Annotated in this window: 17 protein-coding genes; 10 read left to right on the top strand and 7 right to left on the bottom strand. The window is 60.9% G+C overall.

Annotated features, from left to right (window positions below):
- Positions 1-70: 70 nt before the first annotated feature.
- The 4 genes from H281_RS35595 to H281_RS0107560 form a co-directional block, all read right to left on the bottom strand.
- Positions 71-940, bottom strand: a complete 870-nt coding sequence (locus H281_RS35595) for a hypothetical protein (protein ID WP_020066487.1) — start codon at positions 938-940, stop codon at positions 71-73.
- A 1-nt stretch (position 941) separates the two neighbouring features.
- Entirely contained in the window at positions 942-4,775 is a 3,834-nt protein-coding gene (locus H281_RS0107570) for a type VI secretion system Vgr family protein (RefSeq protein ID WP_020066486.1), read from the bottom strand.
- A gap of 7 nt (positions 4,776-4,782) precedes the next feature.
- Positions 4,783-5,037: a PAAR domain-containing protein gene (locus H281_RS0107565; RefSeq protein ID WP_020066485.1), complete on the bottom strand. Its 255-nt coding sequence runs from the start codon at positions 5,035-5,037 to the stop codon at positions 4,783-4,785.
- A gap of 670 nt (positions 5,038-5,707) precedes the next feature.
- Positions 5,708-5,992 carry a hypothetical protein gene (locus H281_RS0107560; RefSeq protein ID WP_020066484.1) on the bottom strand — a complete coding sequence of 95 codons (285 nt, stop codon included), beginning with the start codon at positions 5,990-5,992 and terminating at the stop codon, positions 5,708-5,710.
- A gap of 462 nt (positions 5,993-6,454) precedes the next feature.
- Between H281_RS0107560 and H281_RS0107555 the strand changes: the two genes are divergently transcribed.
- The 7 genes from H281_RS0107555 (at position 6,455) to H281_RS0107525 (ending at position 14,813) form a co-directional block, all read left to right on the top strand.
- Positions 6,455-7,429, top strand: coding sequence for an aliphatic sulfonate ABC transporter substrate-binding protein (locus tag H281_RS0107555; protein WP_051120910.1), 975 nt, complete (start codon positions 6,455-6,457; stop codon positions 7,427-7,429).
- Positions 7,430-7,830: 401 nt separating this feature from the next.
- Positions 7,831-9,225, top strand: coding sequence for a GH1 family beta-glucosidase (locus H281_RS0107550; RefSeq protein ID WP_020066482.1), 1,395 nt, complete (start codon positions 7,831-7,833; stop codon positions 9,223-9,225).
- 110 nt (positions 9,226-9,335) lie between these two features.
- Positions 9,336-10,574: an ABC transporter substrate-binding protein gene (locus tag H281_RS0107545; protein ID WP_027804380.1), complete on the top strand. Its 1,239-nt coding sequence runs from the start codon at positions 9,336-9,338 to the stop codon at positions 10,572-10,574.
- A gap of 7 nt (positions 10,575-10,581) precedes the next feature.
- Positions 10,582-11,541 carry a carbohydrate ABC transporter permease gene (locus H281_RS0107540; RefSeq protein ID WP_020066480.1) on the top strand — a complete coding sequence of 320 codons (960 nt, stop codon included), beginning with the start codon at positions 10,582-10,584 and terminating at the stop codon, positions 11,539-11,541.
- Complete coding sequence (locus H281_RS0107535) at positions 11,541-12,458, top strand: carbohydrate ABC transporter permease (RefSeq protein ID WP_020066479.1); 918 nt, start codon at positions 11,541-11,543, stop codon at positions 12,456-12,458. Before H281_RS0107540 ends, H281_RS0107535 begins: the two co-directional genes overlap by 1 nt.
- Positions 12,459-12,462: 4 nt before the next feature.
- Positions 12,463-13,710 (top strand): ABC transporter ATP-binding protein, encoded by a 1,248-nt coding sequence (locus H281_RS0107530; protein ID WP_020066478.1) that lies wholly within the window; start codon positions 12,463-12,465, stop codon positions 13,708-13,710.
- Positions 13,711-13,760: 50 nt separating this feature from the next.
- Positions 13,761-14,813, top strand: a complete 1,053-nt coding sequence (locus H281_RS0107525) for a LacI family DNA-binding transcriptional regulator (protein WP_020066477.1) — start codon at positions 13,761-13,763, stop codon at positions 14,811-14,813.
- A gap of 40 nt (positions 14,814-14,853) precedes the next feature.
- Here H281_RS0107525 and H281_RS0107520 read toward each other — a convergent pair whose 3' ends face one another.
- Positions 14,854-15,711: a PA4780 family RIO1-like protein kinase gene (locus tag H281_RS0107520; protein ID WP_020066476.1), complete on the bottom strand. Its 858-nt coding sequence runs from the start codon at positions 15,709-15,711 to the stop codon at positions 14,854-14,856.
- Between the two features lie 686 nt (positions 15,712-16,397).
- Between H281_RS0107520 and H281_RS0107510 the strand changes: the two genes are divergently transcribed.
- Positions 16,398-18,095, top strand: a complete 1,698-nt coding sequence (locus tag H281_RS0107510; protein ID WP_020066474.1) for a SulP family inorganic anion transporter — start codon at positions 16,398-16,400, stop codon at positions 18,093-18,095.
- A 5-nt stretch (positions 18,096-18,100) separates the two neighbouring features.
- Here H281_RS0107510 and H281_RS0107505 read toward each other — a convergent pair whose 3' ends face one another.
- Both H281_RS0107505 and H281_RS0107500 read right to left on the bottom strand, forming a co-directional pair.
- Entirely contained in the window at positions 18,101-18,739 is a 639-nt protein-coding gene (locus H281_RS0107505) for a LysE family translocator (protein ID WP_020066473.1), read from the bottom strand.
- A gap of 126 nt (positions 18,740-18,865) precedes the next feature.
- Positions 18,866-19,741 carry a LysR family transcriptional regulator gene (locus tag H281_RS0107500; protein WP_020066472.1) on the bottom strand — a complete coding sequence of 292 codons (876 nt, stop codon included), beginning with the start codon at positions 19,739-19,741 and terminating at the stop codon, positions 18,866-18,868.
- A gap of 172 nt (positions 19,742-19,913) precedes the next feature.
- Here H281_RS0107500 and H281_RS0107495 point away from each other — a divergent pair, with 172 nt between their 5' ends.
- Both H281_RS0107495 and H281_RS0107490 read left to right on the top strand, forming a co-directional pair.
- Positions 19,914-20,348, top strand: a complete 435-nt coding sequence (locus H281_RS0107495) for a VOC family protein (RefSeq protein WP_020066471.1) — start codon at positions 19,914-19,916, stop codon at positions 20,346-20,348.
- Positions 20,349-20,559: 211 nt separating this feature from the next.
- A complete protein-coding gene (locus H281_RS0107490; RefSeq protein ID WP_020066470.1) occupies positions 20,560-23,748 on the top strand; it encodes an efflux RND transporter permease subunit in 3,189 nt (1,062 codons plus the stop codon).
- Positions 23,749-23,778 lie beyond the last annotated feature (30 nt).

Here is a 23,778-nt window from a genome sequence, read left to right as displayed (position 1 = left end):
ACTTCGCCGCACAAGAACGCATCCTGTTCATGTAGATAACTCGCATACGTGGAAGACCAGGCGCCTTCGCTTATCCCTTCAGCGCAATGCCTTTCCAGACGGTGCCGGATTCCTCATCGACATTGCAAAGCCAGTACCACTGGCCGCGAGCCATTGGACATGAGCCCCCTTGTTCCAGCGACACGGAGCGTACAGCATCGAACTTCTGCCCCCGCTCGACCTTCATCACGTCGGTCGGACCGTCCTTTGTCCAGCCTTCCCATATGCCGGATTCCGGGCACGTCGCGCCCGTGCACAGGTCCATGTACCCGTATGTCTGCCGCTTTTTCTGGTTCTGTTCCTCGCGCTTTTTCTTGCGCATCGCGGGCGTGAGATAGGGGTAGTCGCGAGTGATGGTAATTTGATCGAGCCGTGCCTTCCTCGACAGATCATCGGGCGCGGGGTCTATGAAGAAGAACTCGACATCAACGGGAAACCGGCCGTGTTCGCCCGCATTCGCCCGGTAGCGATAACGATGCTCCCGCGCAAAGGGCGGCAGACTGTGGCCGATGTCGTTGCTTTCCTTCCTCAGCCCGTCCGCGTCTACCCAGTAGTTTGCAAGATCAAGGCGCTGTTCAAGCAGGCGGCGACTAACTCCGGCAAGGGCGTTATGGAATGCCAGTTCAAAGTAGGCGGGGACCGCTTGCACGCGCGTCCTGTCGTCAGAATAGTCGAGCGGGTCGGTCCAGGTTGTCAGTTCCACCGTCGCATCAGGAAAAGCGCGGTTCCGGAAGGAGTACGCTATTCCAGCTTCCCCAGGGACAAAGTGTTCCGCCGATTTGAGGTTCCCCAGATCGGGATCGTCGGGATTGATCGGCCTGTCATCCCGCATCACTTCCATGACCTTATCAAGCAGTCGGAGTAGCGCCCGTTCCTGCGACGGCGCAATGTCGTCACTCATTTCAGTGCGCTCCGATTGACTGGATGACGTGGGCGTAGGCGCTTGTGCATGTGCCTGGGTTACGCAACTGAGAACGGCCAATCCAGCAATACTTGACCACTTCACCACACAAGAATGCATCCTGTTCATGTAGATAACTCGTATAGGTAACTGCCATCGTTCGGGCCTGCTCCGGTGTGACGTTTCTCACCTTGCAGACTTCGGCCTCGACTTTTTCCAGATCGGCCTGAATGAATTGCCCGTCAGCGATACCCTTCGTCTTGGTAATCACCCAGTAGTAATAGAACACCAGCATCGCATGGATGCCTGCGCGGGCGAGACTGTCATTCGGGAAGGGTGTAGCGCAGGCCAGATCGAATATCTTCTTGCCAGCGATCTGCTTGAAACATTCCCGCATATCGGAGAATTCCCTGTAATCGTCGGGAAATGCACTGAGTAACGCGATCTGCCAGAAGAGCTGCTGGCAGTGCCGCGCTTCGTGATAAACCGTGTCGGCGAAATCAATCAGTGTGACGTTTGTTTCTGGAACGCCTTTAACGCTCCTGATAATTTCATCAATGTCCCATCTCGACAGACAGAGTACCCATTTTGAGCCTTGAAAAACCCCATGCGCGCCAATTGGAAAGCTATATTCTGCAGCGTTGCTAGCCGACACAATCACGATGTTGGGCATTGCACCGCCTTGCTTCGCGACCCTCTCCGGCAATCCGAACGGACCCGCCTGCAACGCATTCCAGATTGGCCCCTGGATCGCCGGCACGATGACTGCCGCCAGATCTTCATCCGTCTTTCCCGCGAGACTCGCCCACTCAATTCTGCAAAGACTTTCCTTCACAGCGGCCGTGTAGCTCTTTGCAACCGGATACTCGATATCACTCCGGTACTGGAACGCTGGAGGCGTATCTGCGCCCTTCGCATTTCTGAGCGGGTGACAGGTCCGCAAACCCCAGTTCATCGGATCACACCCAACAAACACAGGCGGCTTGCCATCCCCCGTCAGCCCTTCTCCCGGCGTTTCGGCTGACTTGCCGCCCACCTTCGTCGTGCGCTTTTCCGGCATCTCGACCGTTTCAGGTGTGGGCAGACTGTCATCGCGCCACACCGTTGTAGTGCTCGCCGATATGACCTTATCCGGTTCGCTTTGCGACATGAGTTCCACAAGGCCGAACGAGACAGCGTTGCTCGTCGCCACCTGCATCTCGCCGCGCCCGTTCGTCACGCCCTCGATCACCTGACCGTCATCCAGCGTGATCCGGTATGGCTGGCCACCGAGGATGAACCCGCCGCCGTCCTCAACCAGAACATGATGCGCAGCCAGCCGCCCCGGGTTCTCCTGCGTCACTGGCAACATGACCGGCGCAGCCTGCGGATCGTCTGTCGCGTGGCTCGCTGCGTGAACGAGGTAATGCCCGTTCGTGTGAACTGTGACGCCTTGCGGCGTCAACCGCAGCAGGGTTCCGCCCGCGTTGATTTCAATACCCTTCAGCGCGGCCAGCCGCAGCCATCCGTTCTGGCTGGTCACCGTCACGTCCTCCCGCGCGATTGCCTGGAGTCCATCGGTACGCGCTTCGAGGTGTATGTGCCCGGTTGCGGCGATCATCGTTATCGACTTGCTGGCATAAAATGCAATCGCTTCGCGCACGGAAGCAAACAGCGATTTGAGCGCGGCAATCGCGACGTTGCCGCCCGCCGTCAACGCCGTATGTTTCCCGCTGACGATATGCGTATTGTCCTGCGCCGCCGCATGCAGATTCGCCGCGCTGGACACTGCAATGTCAGGCTGCCCGAACTCGGGAAAGTCATGGGCACTGTCCGACGCCCTGCCACGTAGCGCGGCGTTTGCATCGCCGAGCGCCTTCGCAACATCCCGTTGCGCCCCTGTGGCTTGCTGAGCGCCGTGCTGCTGTGCAGACAGCGCAAGTTCTTCGTGGATGCTGCGCGCCTCGGTCAGCCGGGCATGGGTCTCGTCCATGTCCTTGACCTTGCCCGCTGCCCCCGAGCGCCCCCATGAAGTGAATAGCAATCCCATCGAAGCGCGCAGAACGCCCCAGCGATCACTACGCAATTCGAAGCCTTCGCCGCGCGCGTCCTGTCGTCCCTTGTTACCGTCGATCCGCGTGATGTGCCCCAGGCTAAGACTCGACTTGGCGTGGTCGCTCGCAAGTTGAGCCTGAAGTTTTCCCGCTGTATCGTCCAGCGCCAGGTGGTTCGACTGCGCGCCGTGGTCAAGGCTCTTGCTTCGTATGCCGCTTAGGGCAGCGTTCGCGGGCAGTTCCCACGGTGGCGTATTGAAACGGTCAGCGACGAAGCCCGCCACAACGGGCCGGTCCGGGTCGCCGTGAACGTGTGAAACCACGACCATCTGCCCGGCGCGTCCCGGCGTCACAACGCCGAGTTCGCTCCCTTGCCATTGCGTGACGACCCGAACCCAGATCGACGTTGCGCCGTCGAACCGGGCCTCGCGGTCCCAGTCAAACTGTATTAGCAGGCGGTTCCGGCTGTCGATCCACATTTCCCGGCCTTGGGGCGCGACGATCACCGCATACTCGTAACCCTCGACGCGCGGTTTCGGCGTCAGTTGCGGCAGGCGGTAATACTCGCCAACCGGATGGAGTTCGAACTCTGCCGCTACCGCATAGGTGCGCCACGCGCTCGTTGACGTGCCGACTTCGCTTATATCCAGTTCGCAGGCGAGCACCAGATACTCGCGGTTTGCGCTGTCGTGCGGATAATTGACAAGCCTGAATGTGCGACCCGGCTGCAGCCCCCGCAGACGACCCGTGCCCTTCGCACGCAATCCCTTGCAGCGCGTTGCTTCCACCTTCACGCGCGCCAGATACTGGCCTTCCTCCCTCGCGTCGTGGGGGTAGGACGATGGGAACGTATCGGGCTGCGCGAACTCGGCCGGCGCGTAAATTTCGATGCTCGGGTCGGCTGTGCCGCCAGCCGCTTCGTATGTGTGCCGGTTCGGCGCATTGGACCGGCGCAGACGTGGCCGCATGTAGTCATGGTCATTGACGCACGCCTTCCCCGCCGTCACGGTATGCGTTACGGCCAGGCTGCTGATGTGTTCCTCGTCAATCCGGCCACCCGTGTGGAAACGCAGTTCCTCATAGGCAATGCCGTGCCGGTGGAACCCGCCTGACGTGTCGGAAACGACGAGAGTATGCCGGTCCTTCGCGTGTTCGAACCAGAACACCAGACCCCACTCTTCCATGAGTCGGAGTGCGAAAGTCCAGTCCGACTCCCACGCCTGTCGCACCATATCGCGCATCGGGTAGCGACGCATGCCGTTCCACGGGCCGCCAATCCGCCAGTCGACCGGGCCCAGATATCGCCCGAACACCTTTTGCAGAATATCCACGACAGTGCCGCTAAAAATTCGAGAGTCGGAATTCTGCGTAGCCCGCCATATGAAAGGGCGCAATACGAACTCATAAACGGCCGCTCGATCTTCCACACACTGAATGCGCGCCGAGACGATTTCACCGTTGATGTAACGGACGTCGGCACCGATGTTCGAACGCCCGATGTCGCCCGGCTGGCCCGCTATAAAAGTGCCAATGCCTGAAATTTCGATTGCAACAGTGCCGTCAGTGCCGACAGTCTGCGTCAGATCGATCTGCGTCGCATCAGTCGGGTTTAACAGAAGAGCAGTTTGGCTTTCCGCGACGACCACATACTCAAACAGTTCTCCCACCGCTTCACGCCCGCGCACACTACGCACGGCGAGCATGGGCTCGCGCACCTCTTGGCGGGCGCTGGCAATGCCGACTATTTCAGGAAGGGCGCGTCCGCTGAACGTGATACTTCGCGTGTTGACATGCCAGATCATAAGTTCGTCACGCCCGGATGAGTGTGGCTCCGCATGCAGTCCTGTCGCCAATGAGCGCGACGCGGCGACCTGCATGCGTTGTTCTGCCGGTAGCGATGATTGGCCAGGCGCCGCCGCAGTCCGGGCACTTCACAAGGTGTCCGTCCAGTGCGACGCCCACGCCGAGATGTGTGAGGTTTGACGCTGCCTCGATGACTTCGCCGCCGTGGTCCGTCGAGTCCCCAAGGCGGCCCATTTTTCTACCGGTTGTTGCATCCTTCATCCGCGATTCCTGTTTTATCAAGTGACCGACAGTCGAGAGCGGCGCGTCCTGCCGTGTCGAGGTGGTTGTCTGACTGGACAGAGCCCGTTTAAGACACGCGCAGCCGCGATCGTCGGCTCATGCCGCAATGATGTTGGACGTAGTGGCGGACCGCGACTATCAGACGAGGATTAAATAGGGGCGGTACATATGCGCGTGGCATATTTCATCGGGGAATGTGGTTCGAACGCCGCTCGCGGCTCGGCGTTTAATGCCTTTGATGAGAGACGAAGGCGTCAAGATATCTTCGATAGGCTCGCATCCGTCGGACCGCTCGTCTGAGCATATTGCGCTGACGCGTGACGACGGTTCGCACATCGAAGAGTTCTGGTGTGCAAACAAAGGCGGATCGTCGCTTGCCGAGCGGCTCAGGAAGACGCTAGAACGTGCGTCCATGAACACTGGAGTAGGGTAGTTGAGGGCGACGATAGGCCTCAGTGCCGGGCGCCTGCCAGATGCCGCGTCGCTGCTGCAAGAGTTGTTAGCACGACGATGTTTAGCTATCGTCCTTGCCCCTCCCGCTGACGGTCTCTGATGCGTAAGACCAGACACTTGCGTGCGAGAAGCCCTGTGTTTCCCAGAAAGCGGGAAGGCCGCCGATGCGTGACAAGCGACGACGTTCCACGCCTACTCACTGTCCCGTCTTGACCGACTCTCCATTGCCGTCAGGCGACATGTTCTGCTTGTCCTTATCGGACCTTTTCGGCTGATTTGTCATATCACCGGGAACGCGGTTCCATGGACTCGAGACGGGCTCGCTGTGATAAGTCATGCCTGCAGTCGCTGCTCCATGAGATCCACCGCTGCCGTTGCCGCCATTGCCATTGCCGCCCGCCTGAGCAAAAGCGGCGTTGCACGCGCAGACCGTGGCGACAGTGATGCTGGCCCAGACCAGGTTTTGCCTCAACTTTTCCATGATTTCTCTCCATTGAAACCCGGCGCGGGCGGTGCCAGCGTCTGAGCCTTTTGTGCCGCTGCAAAACGCCCGGTTGCCACGCGGCGAGGTGCAACCAGGTGCGCGTCGACGAGCAACGCCTTGTCTTCCGGCTTTAGGACTGTATCGACGAGGCCGGCAACGCGGCCCCATGACGGATATACGGTCAGACCTCCGCTCCGGATGCGCGGTGTTATCGCGGGCGTGTCAGAGCTTGCTGTGCAATATTGCGCTGCGATGACGCATCGGGTGCGGAGATTCGGACAGCCACCTCGCAGAGGTCGCGACGACACCAGGCGTTATGCGTTCCCCTGCTAAGCATAGTTAAAACGCTCGCTTATCCGTGCGATCCGTCGTTGCTACGATCGCAGTTTGATCGTATCGACCTCATCGGAATTTCGAGCCGTGACACTTTCTATCTTTCGATTGCTCGCCCGTGTGGCGTTGAGCACGTTGCTCGCTGTCGGCGCAGCCCAGGCGCAAACCACAGGTAATGTTCCGGCTCCGCTGAAGTTGCGGATCGGCTATCAGAAGTCTTCGACGCTCATTACCATCCTGAAAGCGCGCGGCTCGCTCGAGCAGGCACTGGCGCCGTTGGGCGTGAGCATTAGCTGGAACGAGTTTGCGAGCGGCCTGCCGTTGACGGAGGCGCTCAACGCCGACGCGGTCGACTTCAGCGCCGACGTTGCCGACACGGTTCCCGTGTTCGCGCAGGCGGCTCACGCGCGCTTCGTATATGTCGCACAAGAAGCGCCGTCGCCAGGCGCGCAGGCGATCATCGTGAAGCGCAACGGCCCCGTGCGCACGCTCGTCGACCTGAAAGGCCGGCGCATCGCGGTGACCAAGGCCGCCGGCAGTCATTACCTGCTTCTCGCCGCGCTCGCCAAGGCGGGCCTCGCACCCGCCGACGTGCGCATCAGCTATCTCACGCCCGCCGACGGACGCGCCGCATTCGAGCGCGGCAGCGTGGACGCGTGGGTCACCTGGGATCCGTATGTCGCGTCTGTCGATCAGGCACCGGACGTACGCATCCTCGCCAACGGCGCCGGCCTTGCCTCGTATCAGCGGTACTACCTCGCGTCGAGTAGCTTTGCCGCAGCCCACCCGGAAGTGATCAGCACCGTGTTCGCGCAGTTGTCGTCGGCGGGAGCCTGGGTGCGCAGCCATCCCGACGATGCAGCAAAGTTGCTCGCGCCCATCTGGGGATTGGACGCTGCGACGATCGAGCGCGCGAACGCACGCCGCAGTTACGCGGTGCGCGCAGTGGAAACGCAAAACTTCGGTGAACAGCAAAAGATCGCCGATACGTTCTACCGAGCGGGGCTTCTGCCGGCGCCCGTGGAGACATCCACAGCGCTGCGTTGGAATTTTGTCGCGAAGCGCGCGGAGGTGGCGGGGGTGGCGCTTACTGCCCGTTGAATTGAGCTGTCACATTAGAAGCGGGCGTGGCCCGTAAAATCCTGCTCCAGACATAGCGGTGACCTCGCACGGTCAGAAGCCGTGCTCTCCTGAATTGCAAGCAACGTAATGCGAAAGGCAGGTCTTGGCAGTCGATAAGCACATCGCGAGGCTTCACCATCGCGCCGCATTTCCGCTAACGCGCGACTGAACAATGCATCGGGCATGCTTTGAAACGGCATGCCAGCACCGCTCCAGACAAACCCTGATTGCTGCGTCAAAGAGGCCACTGATATTGTTCGCGAGCGTTGTGTGGAAGCGCTTCCACTTCCGCCTGGGCGGATGTCAACGCAGTCGCTCCTCGTATCTCGCCGTACCCGGTTCAGTCAACTCAGTCGAGCATTCGCTTGCATGGAGAATCCGTGGCACACGACGCACTTTCCTCTCATTCGTCCGCCGATCCGTTCACGCCTGCCGCCGACTCGGCACTGTGGCGCAAGAACTTTCTGTTGGGTGCAGCCACCGCTTCGTATCAGATCGAAGGCGCGGTCGACGAAGACGGCCGCCTGCCATCCATCTGGGACACCTTCTGCGCGACGCCCGGCAAAGTGCTCGCCGGCGACAGCGGCGCCGTGGCATGCGATCACTATCATCGCTGGGAATCCGACGTTGATATGCTCGTTGGCCTTGGCCTCGAAGGCTACCGCTTGTCGATTGCGTGGCCGCGTGTGATGGACGCCAACGGCGCGTCGAATCGCAAGGGACTCGACTTCTACAAGCGCCTGCTGACGCGTCTGAAAGAGAAGGGCATCACCACCTTCGTGACGCTCTATCACTGGGATTTGCCGCAGCATCTGGAAGATCGCGGCGGCTGGCTCAATCGCGAAACCGCATACCGTTTCGCGGATTACGCGGATCTGATGAGCCGCGAGCTGGCCGGCACCGTCGATGCATGGGCGACGCTCAACGAGCCGTGGTGTTCCGCATATCTCGGCTATGGCAACGGCCATCATGCGCCCGGTCTCGCCAACGGACGCTTCGCCACGCAGGCAATGCACCACCTGCTGCTTGCGCATGGGCTCGCGTTGCCTGTGCTGCGCGAGAACGATCCCTCTTCGCAAAAGGGCATCGTCGCGAATATCGGGCGCGGCACGCCCAACAGCGACAGTGTCGAGGACCAGCGCGCCGCGCAACTGTTCGAGATCCAGCACAATGCGTGGATTCTCGATCCGTTGCTGAAAGGTGCTTATCCTGAGGCGCTTTTCGAATTGTGGCCGGGCACCGAGCCGTTGATACTCGGCGGTGACATGCAGATCATTTCCGCACCGCTCGATTTTCTCGGCATCAACTATTACTTCCGCACCAATGTCGCGACCGACGGCGCACACGGCTTCACGGAAGTGCCGCTCGAAGGCGTCGAGCGCACGCAGATGGGATGGGAAGTGTATCCGGACGGCTTGCGCGACCTGCTGATCGGCTTCAGCCACGAGTATTCGAACCTGCCACCGGTGTACATCACCGAGAACGGCATGGCCTCCGACGACACGGTGATCGACGGACGCGTGAACGACACGCAACGCATTTCGTTTCTGAAGCGTCATCTCGCGGCGGTGGACGAAGCGATCAAGGCCGGCGTCGATATACGCGGCTATTTCCTGTGGTCGCTGATGGACAACTTCGAGTGGGCATTCGGCTATGAGCGCCGTTTCGGTATCGTACATGTCGATTACGTCACGCAAAAACGCACGACGAAGCGCAGCGCCGAACTGGTGTCGCAATTCATCGAGGAGCGCAAAGAGAGAAGCCAACGCGCGTAAGAGTGAACGAAAAAGCAAAGCAAAGAGCAACGATAGAGCGACGAAGAAGAAACAGAAGCTGATTTGCATGTCGACCTGAAACACGGGCGCGAGCCTTTGGAGGAGACGGGATGAACAGCAGAAAAACGGTCTTGCGAGCCATGGTTGCGGCATTGGCGATGCATGGAGTGCTCGCTTATGCTGAGCCTTTGAAAGCCAACGTCATTCACTGGTGGACGTCGGGCGGCGAATCCGCCGCGATCCGCCAGTTTGCCGATGCCTATAACAAGGCGGGCGGTCAGTGGATCGACAACGCAGTTGCAGGCGCGGATCAGGCGCGCTCCACCGCGATCAACCGTATCGTCGGCGGCGATCCGCCCACGGCAGCGCAGTTCAATACGTCGAAACAGTTTCATGATCTGATCGATCAGGGGCTGCTCAACAATGTGGACGACGTCGCCGCGAAAGAGAACTGGAGCGGCGTGTTCCCGCAGTCGATACTCGACAGTATCAAGGTGAAAGGGCATTACTATGCGGCGCCCGTCGACATTCACATGCCGGCCTGGTTTTTCTACTCGAAACCCGCGTTTCAGAAAGCCGGCATTACCGCCGAGCCGCAAAGCTACGACGAGTTCATCGCCGATCTCGGCAAGCTGAGAGCCGCAGGCGTGATTCCGCTCGCATTCGGCGGTCAGCCGTGGCAGGAAAAAATCACTTTCGATGCCGTGCTCGCCGACGTCGGCGGCCCCGATCTATATCTGAAGGTGTATCGCGACCACGACGCGAATGCGGTGAAATCCGACGCGTTCAAAAAGGTGTTGATTGCATTCAAGCGCTTGCACGATTTTGTGGATGCCGGTTCTCCGGGCCGCAACTGGAACGATGCGACTGCACTCGTCATTTCCGGGAAGGCCGGTGTGCAGATCATGGGCGACTGGGCGAAGGGCGAATTCTCGGCGGCGAAGCAGAGCGCGGGCAAGGAATTTGGCTGCTTCCCTGGCTTTGGCCCGCATTCGCCATACCTCGTTGCGGGCGACGTATTCGTGTTCCCAAAGAGCGATAACGCCAGCACTGTAAAAGCACAGAACCTTCTTGCCACAGTGATGACCTCGCCGCCCGCGCAAGTCGCATTCAGCGCGAAGAAAGGCTCGATTCCGATTCGCCCCGATGTGGATGCGGGCAGTCTCGACATTTGCGCGAAGGAGGGCATTGCAATCATGAAGGACAAGTCGCGTCAGCTGCCGAATCCGGAAATGCTGCTTTCACCCGACACGCAAGGCGCATTGATCGACGTCGTCACCAACTTCTGGAACAAGAACCAGTCGGTCGACGACGCGCAGAAAGCGTTTGCCGGCGCGTTGAAGAGCTAGGCGCAATATGCACGCGCTCAAGCTGCATGCGTCGCGGCCCGGATCCGCGTCCGGGTCCGGGTCGCCGAAAAAGCCCTTCAAAAAACCGCTAAAGAAGCGTTTTTCGATTGCGGCATGGCTCGCATTGCTGCCGATGATCCTGACCGTCGTGTTCGCCTATCTAGGCACAATGGTCTGGACCGCGCGCGTTTCGCTTAGCAATTCGCGCACGTTTCCATCGGGCGACTTCGCGGGGTTGACGCAATACGTGAGGCTCTTCAACAACGCCCGGTGGTTGTTGTCGCTGCAAAACATCGTGATTTACGGTGCATGTTTCATTGTCGCGTGCATGGTGATCGGTTTGCTGCTCGCCATCTTTATCGATCAGCGTGTCGTCGCTGAAGGTGCATTGCGCACTGTGTTTCTGTATCCGTATGCGATGTCGTTCGTGGCCACAGGACTTGTCTGGCAGTGGATTCTGAATCCGGAGCTCGGCGCGCAGGCAGTGCTGCACAAGCTCGGTTTCGTTCATGCACGCTTCGACTGGATCGTCGATCAGGACTGGGCGATCTACACGATTGTCATTGCCACCGTATGGCAGGCGTCGGGTCTCGTGATGGCGTTGCTGCTGGCGGGCTTGCGCGGAATAGACGACGAACTGTGGAAGGCCGCGCGTATCGACGGCATTCCGCGCTGGCGGGTCTATGCGAGCATCGTCGTGCCCATGCTCGGACCGTCGATCTCCACCGCGTTCGTGCTGCTCTTCGTAATGGTCGTCAAGCTCTACGACGCCGTCGTGGCGATGACGCAAGGCGGCCCCGGCACCGCGAGCGAGGTGCCGGCGAAGTTCATCATGGACTATCTGTTTGGCCGCGCGAACATCGGCCTCGCGTCGGCGGCTTCGATCGTTCTGCTCGCAACCGTGCTCGCGATTCTCACGCCGTTCTTCTATGCCCGCAGCCGCGCGGCGTTGCGCAAGGAAGTGTGATGAACACCCTCAGTTCTCCGCTGAAAAGCGCCGCGCCGCATAGCGCGTCAAAGCGGCGCCGCCGTACGGCATTCACACCGGCGCGCGTCGGCGTCTATCTGTTTCTACTCAGTGCGGCACTATTTTTTCTGCTGCCGCTCTACGTGATGCTAGTCACGTCCTTCAAACCGATGAGCGAGATCCGCCTCGGCAATCTGCTCGCTCTCCCAGCGCATTTCACGCTACATGCGTGGAGCGCCGCGTGGGAGTCGGCGTGTACGGGGCTCGATTGCAATGGCATTCAGGTCGGCTTCTGGAACTCCGTGCGTATCGTCGTGCCGAGCACCGTGTTCTCTATTGCGATTGGCGCGGTGAACGGTTACGCGCTGTCTTTCTGGCGTCCGCGCGGCGCAGGCGTGCTGTTCGGCGTGTTGTTGATGGGCGCATTCATCCCTGTGCAAGTCATGGTCTATCCGCTCGTGCGAGTGCTCGCGAGCGTGCATCTGTTCAGTTCGCTGCCGGGTATCGTCGTGATTCATACGATCTTCGGCATGCCCGTGATGACGTTGCTGTTCCGAAACTACTATGCGTCGATTCCGCAAGAGCTTTTCAAGGCGGCGCGCATCGACGGCGGCGGTTTCTGGCGTATCTTTGTTCAGCTGATGCTGCCTATGTCGACGCCGATCATTGTTGTGGCGGTCATCATGCAGGTGACGGGCATCTGGAACGATTTCATTCTCGGCCTCGTGTTCGCTGGCACGAAGAATCTGCCGATGACCGTGCAACTGAACAACATCATCAATACGACGACCGGCGAGCGGCTTTATAACGTCAACATGGCGGCGACGATCCTGACCTCGCTGGTGCCGCTTGCTGTGTACTTCATTTCGGGCCGCTGGTTTGTCCGCGGCATTGCGTCCGGTGCGGTCAAAGGATAAAGCGATGACCTACGTGGTTAAACAGGCGAACACCCTCGCAAGTCCACTGACAGGCGCGGCTGACATGACAGAATCCGCGGACACGGCACGAACAGACAACATGCCTGGCGTCGCAGACACCGCCGACACCGCGCACGCGGCGAACGTTGCGGTGCGCAATCTGACCATCCGGCTCGGTGGCAACACGGTGATCGAAAATCTCGATCTCGACGTGCAACCCGGCGAATTCGTCGTGCTTCTCGGACCCTCGGGCTGCGGCAAGTCCACGTTGCTGCACAGTATTGCCGGGCTGATCGACGTGACCGACGGCAGCATTGAAATCGCCGGCGAAGACATGACGTGGGCCGATCCGAAAGATCGGCGCATTGCACTCGTATTCCAGTCATATGCGTTGTATCCGACGATGAGCGTCGAGCGCAATCTGTCGTTTGCGTTGCGCATCAACGGTACGCCGAAGGCGGAAATCGCGCGGCGTGTGGCGCGTGCCGCCGAGATGCTGCAACTCGGCCCGCTGCTCAAACGCAAGCCGGCGCAACTGTCGGGCGGCCAAAGGCAACGCGTGGCGATCGGCCGCGCGATCGTGCGCGAAGCCGACGTGTTTTTATTCGACGAGCCGCTGTCGAATCTCGACGCCAAACTGCGGACCGAGCTGCGCCGCGAGTTGAAGCAACTGCACCAGCGTCTCGGCGCAACGATGATCTACGTGACGCACGACCAGGTCGAAGCGATGATGCTCGCCACGCGCATGGCCGTGATGCGAGGCGGCGCGATCCAGCAGTTCGGCACACCTGCCGAGGTCTATGCGCGGCCCGCCAATCTCTTTGTCGCGACGTTTCTCGGCACGCCTGCGATGAACCTGGTCAACGGCACGCTGGAGCAGCGCGACGGCGCGCTGCATTTCTGCACGGAGCAGTGGCGGCTCGACGTGTCGAACTACGCGTTCGTCGATCGATCCGGCGAGTCACAGCCGCAATCACAACCGCAATCGCCACCCCGCCCATGCGTGCTAGGTGTTCGCGCAGAAGACGTGCGCATTGGTCCGACGCAGGGCGAAGGCGCTGGCGAGCACGCGAAAATTTCGCTCGTGGAGCCGATGGGCAACCACCGCGTCGTCTGGCTCGACTATCATGGTGTGCAGATCGCGTCGATCGATCAAAGCAAGACGCCGGTAATGCCCGGCGATACGCTGGCGTTCTCGCTCGACAGCACACATGTCTCGCTCTTCGACGCGGCGAGCGGCGCGCGGTTATAGCGCGCCGGTGTGAGGGTCGTTGAAAACGGCAAGGTGTGACGGAGAACCGTGTGGCAACACTGAAAGATGTCGCGGCGCTGGCTGGTGTGGGCATGTCGACCGCGTCCCGCGTTATATCCGGTAAGGGCCCGGTCTCAGCCGACGCCGCGTCGCGCGTGCGGGCTGCAATCGAGCAGTTGAACTTCCGTCCGTCGTCCATCGGCCGCGCGATGGCCACGCAGTCGCTCGGCATGATCGGGATTTTTGTGCCGACGTTTTTTGGCTCCTATTACGGCACCATCCTCAAACAGACCGATACTGAGTTGCGCGCCGTGCGCCGGCATGTGGTGGTCGCAACCGGCTGCGGAGAAGTGTCGCCGCGCGAGCAGGCTATCGAGGCGGTGCGTTTTCTGATTGGCCGCGATTGCGACGGCGTCGTGGTAATCAGCCATGATCTGCACGATGAAGACCTGATCATGCTGCATCGAATGCATCCGAAAATGGTGTTCCTCAATCGAGCGTTCGACCAGGTCCCGGAGGCGTCGTTTTGCGCGGATCATCGGTACGGCGGGGAACTGGCGGCGCGCACGCTGCTTGAGCACGGGCACCGCGATATCGCCGTGATTTCCGGGCCTTTTACGGCTTCGGACAACCTGACGCGGCTCGAAGGCTTCTTCGCGGAACTCGAACGCGCGGGCATTTCGCGCAGCGACGTGACCTTGATCGAATCAGACTTCTCGCCGGAAGGCGGCTACGCTGCCGCGCAGAAACTGCTCGATTCGAAGCGGCGCTACACGGGTCTATTCTGCGCGAACGACACAATGGCGGTCAGCGCGCTCGCGCGTTTTCACGAAGCCGGCATTTCGGTGCCGGACGAATTGTCGGTGATCGGTTACGACGACGACTATTCCGCCGCTTACACGGCGCCCGGCCTCACGTCGGTGCACATTCCAACCGCCGAACTGACGCAAAACGCGGTGCGCTGGCTTCTCAACCAGTGTTATCGAACGACGTGGGAGATATTCCGCGAGTTTCCGGTGAGCGTCACAACGCGCGAGTCGGTGGGGCCGGCGCCGGGCGCCAAGCCCGCTTCGATTAGTGCGTCGTGCTTCGGCGGCGCTTGATCGTCTCTTCCGGAAGGCCGCCCGCAGCCCTTGCTGTGCGTTAGGCGCCGCTGCGCAGCGCTTCTTCATGGCGCTGGCGCGCCTCTTCTTCAAGCCGCGTGTCCTCGAGTTCCTGCAACACCGCTTCCAGATCGACCGGCGTCGTATCGGCTTCAACGTGACCCGTCAACTGCGCATCCACGTGCAACGCGCCGGCTTCGTAAAGCGACCAGATTTCCTTGCCGTACTTCGTATTCAGCAACGCCGGCGCGAACTGGCCGAAATACGTGGCGAGGTTGTTCACGTCGCGTTCCAGCATCGCGGGCGCTTCCAGGTTGCCGGCGGCGTCTACCGCCTGCGGCAGGTCGATGATCACGGGGCCGTCGGCGGCAAGCAGAATGTTGTATTCGGACAGATCGCCGTGAATCATGCCGGCACACAGCATACGCACGACCTGATTGACGAGCAGCGCATGCAGTTCGAGCGCGCGCGCCTCGCTCATATCGACATCGTTCAGACGCGGCGCCACATTGCCATCCGCGTCGGTCACGAGTTCCATCAGCAATACGCCGTCGCTGCAAATGAAGGGTTGCGGCACGCGCACGCCGGCGTTGGCCAACTGGAAAAGCGCACTGACCTCGGCGTTCTGCCAGGCCTGTTCCTGCACTTCGCGGCCGTAGCGGCTGCCTTTTTCCATCGCGCGTTGCTGACGGCTGTTCTTGACCTTGCGACCTTCGCGATACGACGCAGCCTGACGGAAGCTGCGCTGTTTGACATCCTTATAGACCTTCGCGCAGCGCGTGGAGTCGCCGCTGCGCACCACGTACACGGTGGCTTCCTTACCGCTCATCAATTGGGATATGACTTCGTCGATCAGGCCTTCTTCGACTAGCGGGAGCAAACGTTTCGGCGTTTTCATGCGACCGCCCGGATGTGGCGGCAAGCGTGGCAGCCGTGCGCGGCGGGAGGCGGGGAGAAGTGGTGCGGGATTCGAGTCATGCCGGATTATAAACGCTGCGCCCGCGCGGCTCTTTATTGACGCGAGCCGCTGCTGCCACACGTTTCAGCACGATTCGCGGATGCCCGCGTCAAAAACACCTTCCTCGCGCACTGAGCTGGAATGTCGGCGCTCCGTGCCACGCGGTAGTCGCGACAACGTTTGCGCGAGCCCACTAACACCGTCGGCATCTGCTCCGACGAAACGCTTTTGCATTTTTAGCCGCTATTTCACGGGCTAAAATGCGCCGCGGCCTGGCACTGGTGTAATAGTCCGCAACAGTGCTGTGCGGTTTTCGCGCATTGTCTCCGCGAGCTTATCGCGTAGACTCGTGAGCAACGAAAACTGGTTACGGGGTGTGAGATGTTGGCGGTTTTCTTTATCGCCTGTCCGATCTGCATTGCGGCGCTGTTCGGTTTCGCGCGGCATGTCGATCCGCGCACGGGTCACTTCAAACGTTGATTCTCAACGCTGCGATTTTCGCCGACACCGGCAGGTAAATGCCGGTGCCGGTCTTTAGTTGTGGCCGGTTTCGTCCGCGGGCCTTGCCTTCCGGTACTGAATCGCGGCACGATGCGCGATAACCTGAGTTTGGGGCGGCATCGCGTATGCAAGACTTTCTGGGGAATCTGGCGACACGCGCAGGCGTGCTCAAGGGCGTGCTTCCATTGAGCCGCGCGGCGGCGTTGCGCGATGCGCTGGCGGGCGTGCAACTCGCGTCGATGGACATCCCACAGGTGCTCGGCTACGCGCGCATTGCGGGCATGCCTGCTGTTACCGGCCTTTACACCGTCTTTCTGCCGCTTATCGCGTTTGCCTTCTTCGGTGCATCGCGGCATCTCGTCGTCGCAGCGGATTCAGCCACCGCCACCATCTTCGCGAGCCGCCTGTCGACCATGGCGCCGGTTTCGAGCCCGGAATACGCGTCGCTCGCCGCAATGGTCGCATTGCTCACCGCTGCCTTGTTGTTCGTCGCGCGCATTTTCAAACTTGGCTTTCTAGCCGACTTCCTGTCGCGCACTGTGCTCGTAGGCTTTCTTGCCGGAGTCGGCGTTCAAGTGGGCATTGCGATGCTGGGCGACATGCTCGGCCTGACAGGACACGCGGCGCGCAGTGTGGATCAGCTTGTTCTCGTCGCGCGTGACTGGGCGCGACTCGATGTCCCCACGATTGCGATTTCCGTGCTGGTCGTCGTGGCGGTTCTATTCTTCAAACGTGTCTGGCCGCGTTTGCCGGTGCCCTTGATTGCGGTCGTGGCCGGAATCGCCGCGAGCGATATGTACGGCTTCGCCGCGCGTGGCATCGCAGTGCTCGGCCCGGTTGCCGGAGGCTTGCCGCCGCTGCGCATGCCGTCGGTGACGTGGGAGCAGATGCTCGATCTCGTGCCGGTCGCCGCATCGTGTTTCGTGATGATCGTCGCGCAAAGCGCCGCGGCGAGCCGCGTGTTCGCCGAGCGTCACCACGAAGCGACCGACACGAATGCCGACCTGCTCGGCATCGCCGCGGCCAACGCAGCCGCTGCGTTTTCCGGAGCGTTCGTGGTGAACGGCAGTCCGACGCAGACCGCGATGGCCGATCGGGCAGGCACGCGCAGCCAGTTCGCGCAGATCGTATTCGCAGCGGTCGTGGTAGTCGTTCTGCTGTTTTTCAGCCGGTTCTTGCAGTATCTGCCGCGCTGCATTCTGGCAAGCATCGTATTCACGATCGCGGTCGGGTTGATCGACCTGAAGACCTTGCTCGCGATTCGCCGCGAGAGTCCGGGCGAGTTCGCGCTCGCGGTGTTCACGGCCGCGGCCGTGGTACTGATCGGCGTGGAACACGGCATTCTGGTGGCGGTCGCGTTGTCGTTATTGCGCCATGTGCGTCACAGCTACCGTCCGCATACGATGATTCTCGCGCCCGGCGACGACGGCGTCTGGGTGCCGGTGCCCGCGATGCCGGGCTCACAGACTGCGCCGGGTTTGATCGTTTATCGCTTCGGCGCCGACCTGTTCTATGCGAATGACCACTTTTTCGTCGACGACGCCCGGCGTCTGATCGACCACGCGCCGAGCACGGTGCGCTGGTTCGTGGTGGATGCGAGCGCGATCACCGACCTCGATTATTCGGCGTCGCGCTCCGTGGGCGAGCTATGCGCGCTGCTGAAACGAAGCGGCATCAACGTGATTTTCGCTCGTGTGAACCCCTATTTACGCTCGGATATGGACCGGCACGGTATCACGCCGATCATCGACGGAAGCTGTATTTTCGGCACGTTGCACGAAGCACTGCGCGCGGCAGGCGTGGACCAGCCCGTGGCGAAATGAACGCGTTAGCTTTTCGACGTCAGCATCTTCAGGCCCGCAATGCCGAACATGATCGCGAGAGAGCCGTCCAGCCAGCGCCGGATTGCAACGTAGACGCGCCGCGCGGATGCCGTTGAAAACAGCAGCGCATAACTGCTGAACACGGACGCGCCAATGCACATGCAGCCGAGCACGATTGGCGCGATGTGCGACGTACCGCCCGCTGGCGACATGGCGAGCGACACGATAGACATCCACACGAGAACGGCCTTCGGATTGGTCAGATGCAGCAGCAGGCCACGCAGATAGAGCCGCGTGAGCGGCTCGTTGCGGCGAGCCTCGCTCGCGGGCATTGCACGGGGAGCGAAGGCCGAGCGCGCCGATTTAACGCCTAGCCACAGCAGATAAATGCCACCGGCGACCTTGATCGCGGCGAGGCATTCCGAGCATGTAGCAAGTACCGCCGACAATCCGAGCGAAGCCAGCAGCGCCCAGAAGAACGATCCCGACACCACGCCCAACGCGAAGGTGAGCGCCGAGCGGCGCCCAGCGCTCATAGCGAGAGACATGATCGCCAGATTGCTCGGGCCGGGGCTTGCCGTGCCGACGAAGTAGGCGCTATAGGCGATCAGGACATCGGCGGTGAGAAAAGCAGTAGGCGTCATGGGCTGCGGCTCGGGGGCGGACAGTGGGAACGACGATTCTGCGCGCCGAAGCATGCAGCGCACAGATACAGTTGAACGCGCGTCGATCGGCACACTCGTGCGCAACTCTTCATCTACGCCGCGTTTTTATTGGTTCGCCGCCGTGCCGATGCACTCGGCAAGCGCGCCGGCCACCGCCTGCCGGCTATGCCGCGGACGCTGTACGAGGCCGATCTCGCGGTGAAACGTAGCCTCTTCGAGCGATAGGGCGACCACGCCGGCGGGCCACTTGCCGAGGCCCGCAGTGTCAGGGATCAATGCGACGCCGATGCCGCGCGCGACCAGTTGCACGATAGCCTGCAATTCGTCGAGTTCCAGCACGTCTTGTACATTCAGCCGCGAGCGCCGCAGAAAGCGGTCGACCAGGCGCCCGCCGAACGAGGTGCGGTCGTAGCGGATAAACGGCTCGCTTTTCAACAACTCGCGCCACGATCGCTTGCCGCGCGCAAGCGCTTTCGGTACGAGCAGCACGAACGGTTCAGTGACGAGCGTGCGCCATTCCAGTTCCGAGGGCAGTGCAAACGGCGGCTTGATGATGACGGCCAGATCCAGTTCGCCCGAGTCCACCTGCCCGAGCAGATTGAGCGATACGCCGGGCACGACGCGAATTCGCCAGCCTGGACGGTCCACCCTGAAGTGCGACAGTGCATCCGCGAGAAATGACACTTGCGCCGACGCAATGGCGCCTATCCGCAGCATGCCGCTCTCCGCTGCGACCGCGCCCCGTTCGGACAGACGCGCGTAGAGCGTCATCATTTCTTCGGCGAGCGCGAGCGTTTCGCGTCCCGCATCGTTAAGCGTGGCCGAGCGGCCCGTGCGGTCGAACAGCGCGAAGCCAAGCTCTTCTTCGAGCCGCTGCATCTGCGCGCTGACGGCCGACTGCGTGAGCCCGATGCGAGCCCCCGCGCCGGAAAAGGTGCCGTACTGGCTCACGGCAATGAAAGTCTTGAGTTCGGAAAGCATGCTTCGATTGATCGATTCTGGTGTTGGTCAGATCAAATATATATCGTTTTTCACCAATTTTAATTGTGGTTAAGCTAACGGCGACTCAGGCAACTCGCGCATGCGGGTTGCTCAGGCAGGTTGCCGTCGAAATCATCAACCGTAATACCCACTCAACAGCGAGCCTCACATCATGAGCGTTGCCGACACCGTTTTGCCGCCGTTTCACCTGGCGTTTCCTGTTCATAGTCTCGCCGCTGCGCGCGAGTTTTATGGCGAGTTGCTCGGCTGCCCCGAAGGACGCAGTTCCGAGCAATGGGTCGATTTCAATTTTTACGGGCATCAGATAGTCGCGCATCTCGCGCCGGAAGAAACTGGCCACCGCCAGACCAGCAAGGTGGACGGCGACGCCGTGCCGGTGCGCCACTTCGGCGCCGTGCTTTCAATGGAGCAATGGCAGGCCGCCGCGGACAAGCTGCAGAAAGCGGGCATCGACTTCATCATCGAGCCGCATGTGCGTTTCAAGGGCGAGGTCGGCGAACAGGCGACCATGTTCTTTCTCGATCCGTCGGGCAACGCGCTCGAATTCAAGGCGTTCGCCGACATGTCGTCGCTGTTCGCGAAGTGAAGGTAAAAAAAAGCGTAGGCTGACTGAAATATGACGGCGGCCGGCCCTAACGGACGGCCGTCCGTCCTTGGCTTTTCCTTACGATTAGCTTCCTGACATTCTCGCCATTTTCGCGTCATGCAGGTGTTGGTGCTAGCGATCTAGCATAAGCGCCAGTTCCCCATCCTTACCTGCTCCCGGCAGTTACCTGCACTTTACTCAGGCGCGTTTCATGTGGATTGTCAACGTTGCGCTTAAGCGGCCGTACACGTTCATCGTGATGGCCATTCTGATCGTGCTGGCGACGCCTTTCGTGCTGTTCACCACGCCGGTCGACGTGCTCCCGGAAATCAACATTCCGGTAGTCAGCATCATCTGGACGTACAACGGCTTGTCCGCCGAGGACATGGCCCACCGGATCGCCTCGGTCAACGAACGCAGTTTGACCACCACCGTCAACGACATCGAGCATATCGAGTCGCAATCGCTCGCGGGTATCACGATCCTGAAGGTGTTTCTGCAGCCGACCGCGAACATACAGACCGCGATTGCGCAGACGGTGGCCGTTGAACAGGCGCAACTCAAGCAGATGCCGCCGGGCGCCACGCCGCCGCTGGTGATCAGTTATTCGGCCTCCAGCATTCCGGTGATTCAACTGGGCCTGTCGAGCACCAAGCTCTCCGAGCAACAGCTCAACGATACCGCGCTGAACTTCCTGCGGCCGCAGCTGGTGACGATCCCCGGCGCGGCCGTGCCTTATCCGTATGGCGGCAAATCGCGGCTGATCTCCGTCGACCTCAATACACGCGCGTTGCTCTCCAAAGGTCTGACGCCGCTGGACGTGGTCAGCGCGTTCAACGCGCAAAACCTGATTCTGCCCACCGGCACGGCGAAGATCGGACCGAAGGAATACACGATCAACATGAACGGCTCGCCGGCCACGCTCGAAGGGCTCAACGATATTCCGGTGCGCACGGTCAACGGCGCGACGACCTATCTGCGCGAAGTCGCTCACGTGCGCGACGGCTTTTCGCCGCAAACCAATATTGTTCGTGAGAACGGCCATCGCGGCGTGTTGATGTCGGTGCTAAAAAACGGCAGTGCGTCGACGCTCTCGATCGTCAACACGCTGCACGGCTTGCTGCCCGCCGCGCGCGCGGCGCTTCCGCCGGATCTGAAGATTACCGCGCTGTTCGACCAGTCCGTGTTCGTGAAGGCGGCAGTGCAGGGCGTGGTCCGCGAGGCGGTGGTAGCCGCGGCGCTGACCGCCGCGATGATTCTGCTGTTTCTCGGCAACTGGCGCAGCACCTGCATCATCGCAATTTCGATTCCGTTGTCGATTCTGTCGTCGCTGATCGCCTTGCATGCGCTCGGGCAGACCATCAACATCATGACGCTCGGCGGCCTCGCGCTCGCGGTGGGTATCCTCGTCGACGATGCGACCGTAACGATCGAGAACATCGAACGGCATCTGCATATGGGCACCAACCTGCATGATGCGATTCTGGAAGGCGCAGGCGAAATCGCCATTCCGGCACTCGTCTCGACGCTATGTATCTGCATCGTCTTCGTGCCCATGTTCTTTCTGACAGGCGTGGCGCGCTACCTGTTCGTGCCGCTCGCCGAAGCGGTGGTCTTCGCGATGCTTGCGTCGTACGTTCTGTCGCGCACACTCGTGCCCACGCTGGCCATGCTGCTGATGGGCCACGCGCACAAGCCGAAGGCCGATATGAAGCCGAGTTTGTTCGCACGTCTTTATCGGCGCTTCGATAACGGCTTCGAGCGCATGCGGGCTGCCTACATTGTGATTCTCAGCAGTCTGCTCGTGCGCCGTGCCCGCTTCGGCAGCATTTTTCTCGGCTTTTGCGTGGTGTCGATGGGACTTGCGTTCGTGCTGGGCGAAGACTTCTTCCCGAGTGTCGACGCGGGCAATATCCGCTTGCATATGCGCGCGCCGACGGGCACACGGATCGAGGAAACCGCACGTCTTGCCGACGAAGTCGAAAAGGTGATCCGCGAAGTCGTGCCCGAGAAAGAACTCGGCACGATCCTCGACAACCTTGGTTTGCCGTACAGCGGTATCAACCTTTCGTACAGCAATGCGGGGACGATCGGCACGCTCGACGGCGAAATACAGATCGCGTTGAAAGAAGGTCACGAGCCGACACAACTCTATGTGGACAAGCTGCGCGCCATGCTGCCGCAACGATTTCCGGGTGTGGAATTTTTCTTCCAGCCGGCGGACATCGTCACCCAGATTCTCAACTTCGGGCTTCCGGCGGCCGTGGATATACAGATCGCCGGCGCGGATCAACAGGGCAACTTCGACGTCGCGCGCAAGCTGCTCAAACAGGTGCGCATGATTCCAGGCACTGTCGACACGCACATCCAGCAGAAACTCGACGAGCCTGCCATCAACCTGCAAATGGACCGCACCCGTTTGCAGCAACTCAATCTGACGGCCAGCAATGTCGCGCAAAACGTGCTGATTTCTCTATCGGGAAGTTCGCAGACGTCGCCGGGCTTCTGGTACAACGACCGCAATGGGGTCGAGTACAACGTTGCAGTGCAAACGCCGCAGTACAGCATTTCCTCGATCGACGACCTGTTGCGCACGCCAGTGTCGGCCTCCGCAACGGGGCCGACGCAACTGCTCGGCAACCTTGTGCGAGTGCAGCCGCAAAACCAGTTCGCGGTAGTCACCCACTACAACATCAGGCCGGTCATCGACCTTTACGTGAGCGTCGATAAACGCGACTTGGGCAGCGTCGCGGATCAGGTCGACAAGCTCGTCGAACAGGCGCGCGCGTCGCTTCCGCGCGGCAGCCAGATCACCGTGCGCGGCCAGGTACAGACGATGCGCAGTTCCTATTTCGGGCTCGGGCTCGGCGTGGCGATGGCGATCGTGCTCGTGTACCTGCTGATCGTCGTGAATTTCCAGTCGTGGGTCGATCCTCTCATTATCGTGAGCGCTTTGCCTGCGGCTCTCGCCGGCATTGTTTGGATGCTGTTCCTGACCGGCACGCATCTGAGCGTGCCGGCGCTCACGGGCGCGATCATGACGATGGGCGTCGCCACGGCCAACAGTATTCTGATGGTTGCGTTCGCGCGTCAGCGGCTTTCCGCCGGCGCGCCACCGCTGACCGCGGCGCTCGAAGCAGGAGCGAGCCGCATCCGCCCGGTGCTGATGACCGCGTTCGCAATGATCATCGGCATGATTCCGATGGCGCTCGGTCTCGGCGAAGGCGCCGAGCAGAACGCGCCGCTCGGCCGCGCGGTGATCGGCGGATTGCTGTTTGCGACGGTGTCCACGCTGTTTTTCGTGCCGCTGGTGTTCGCTGGCATTCATACGCGCCTCGCGCGTCGCCATCGCAACGATCACGAAGAGAGTGGCAACGGCGACGCCGGACAACCGGCCTGAAGTCGAACAGGCACAAACAGACACATTGCT

The sequence above is a fragment of the Paraburkholderia caledonica genome (assembly GCF_000383275.1).
Classification (GTDB): domain Bacteria; phylum Pseudomonadota; class Gammaproteobacteria; order Burkholderiales; family Burkholderiaceae; genus Paraburkholderia; species Paraburkholderia caledonica.
This window is presented reverse-complemented; position numbering and strand designations above follow the sequence as displayed.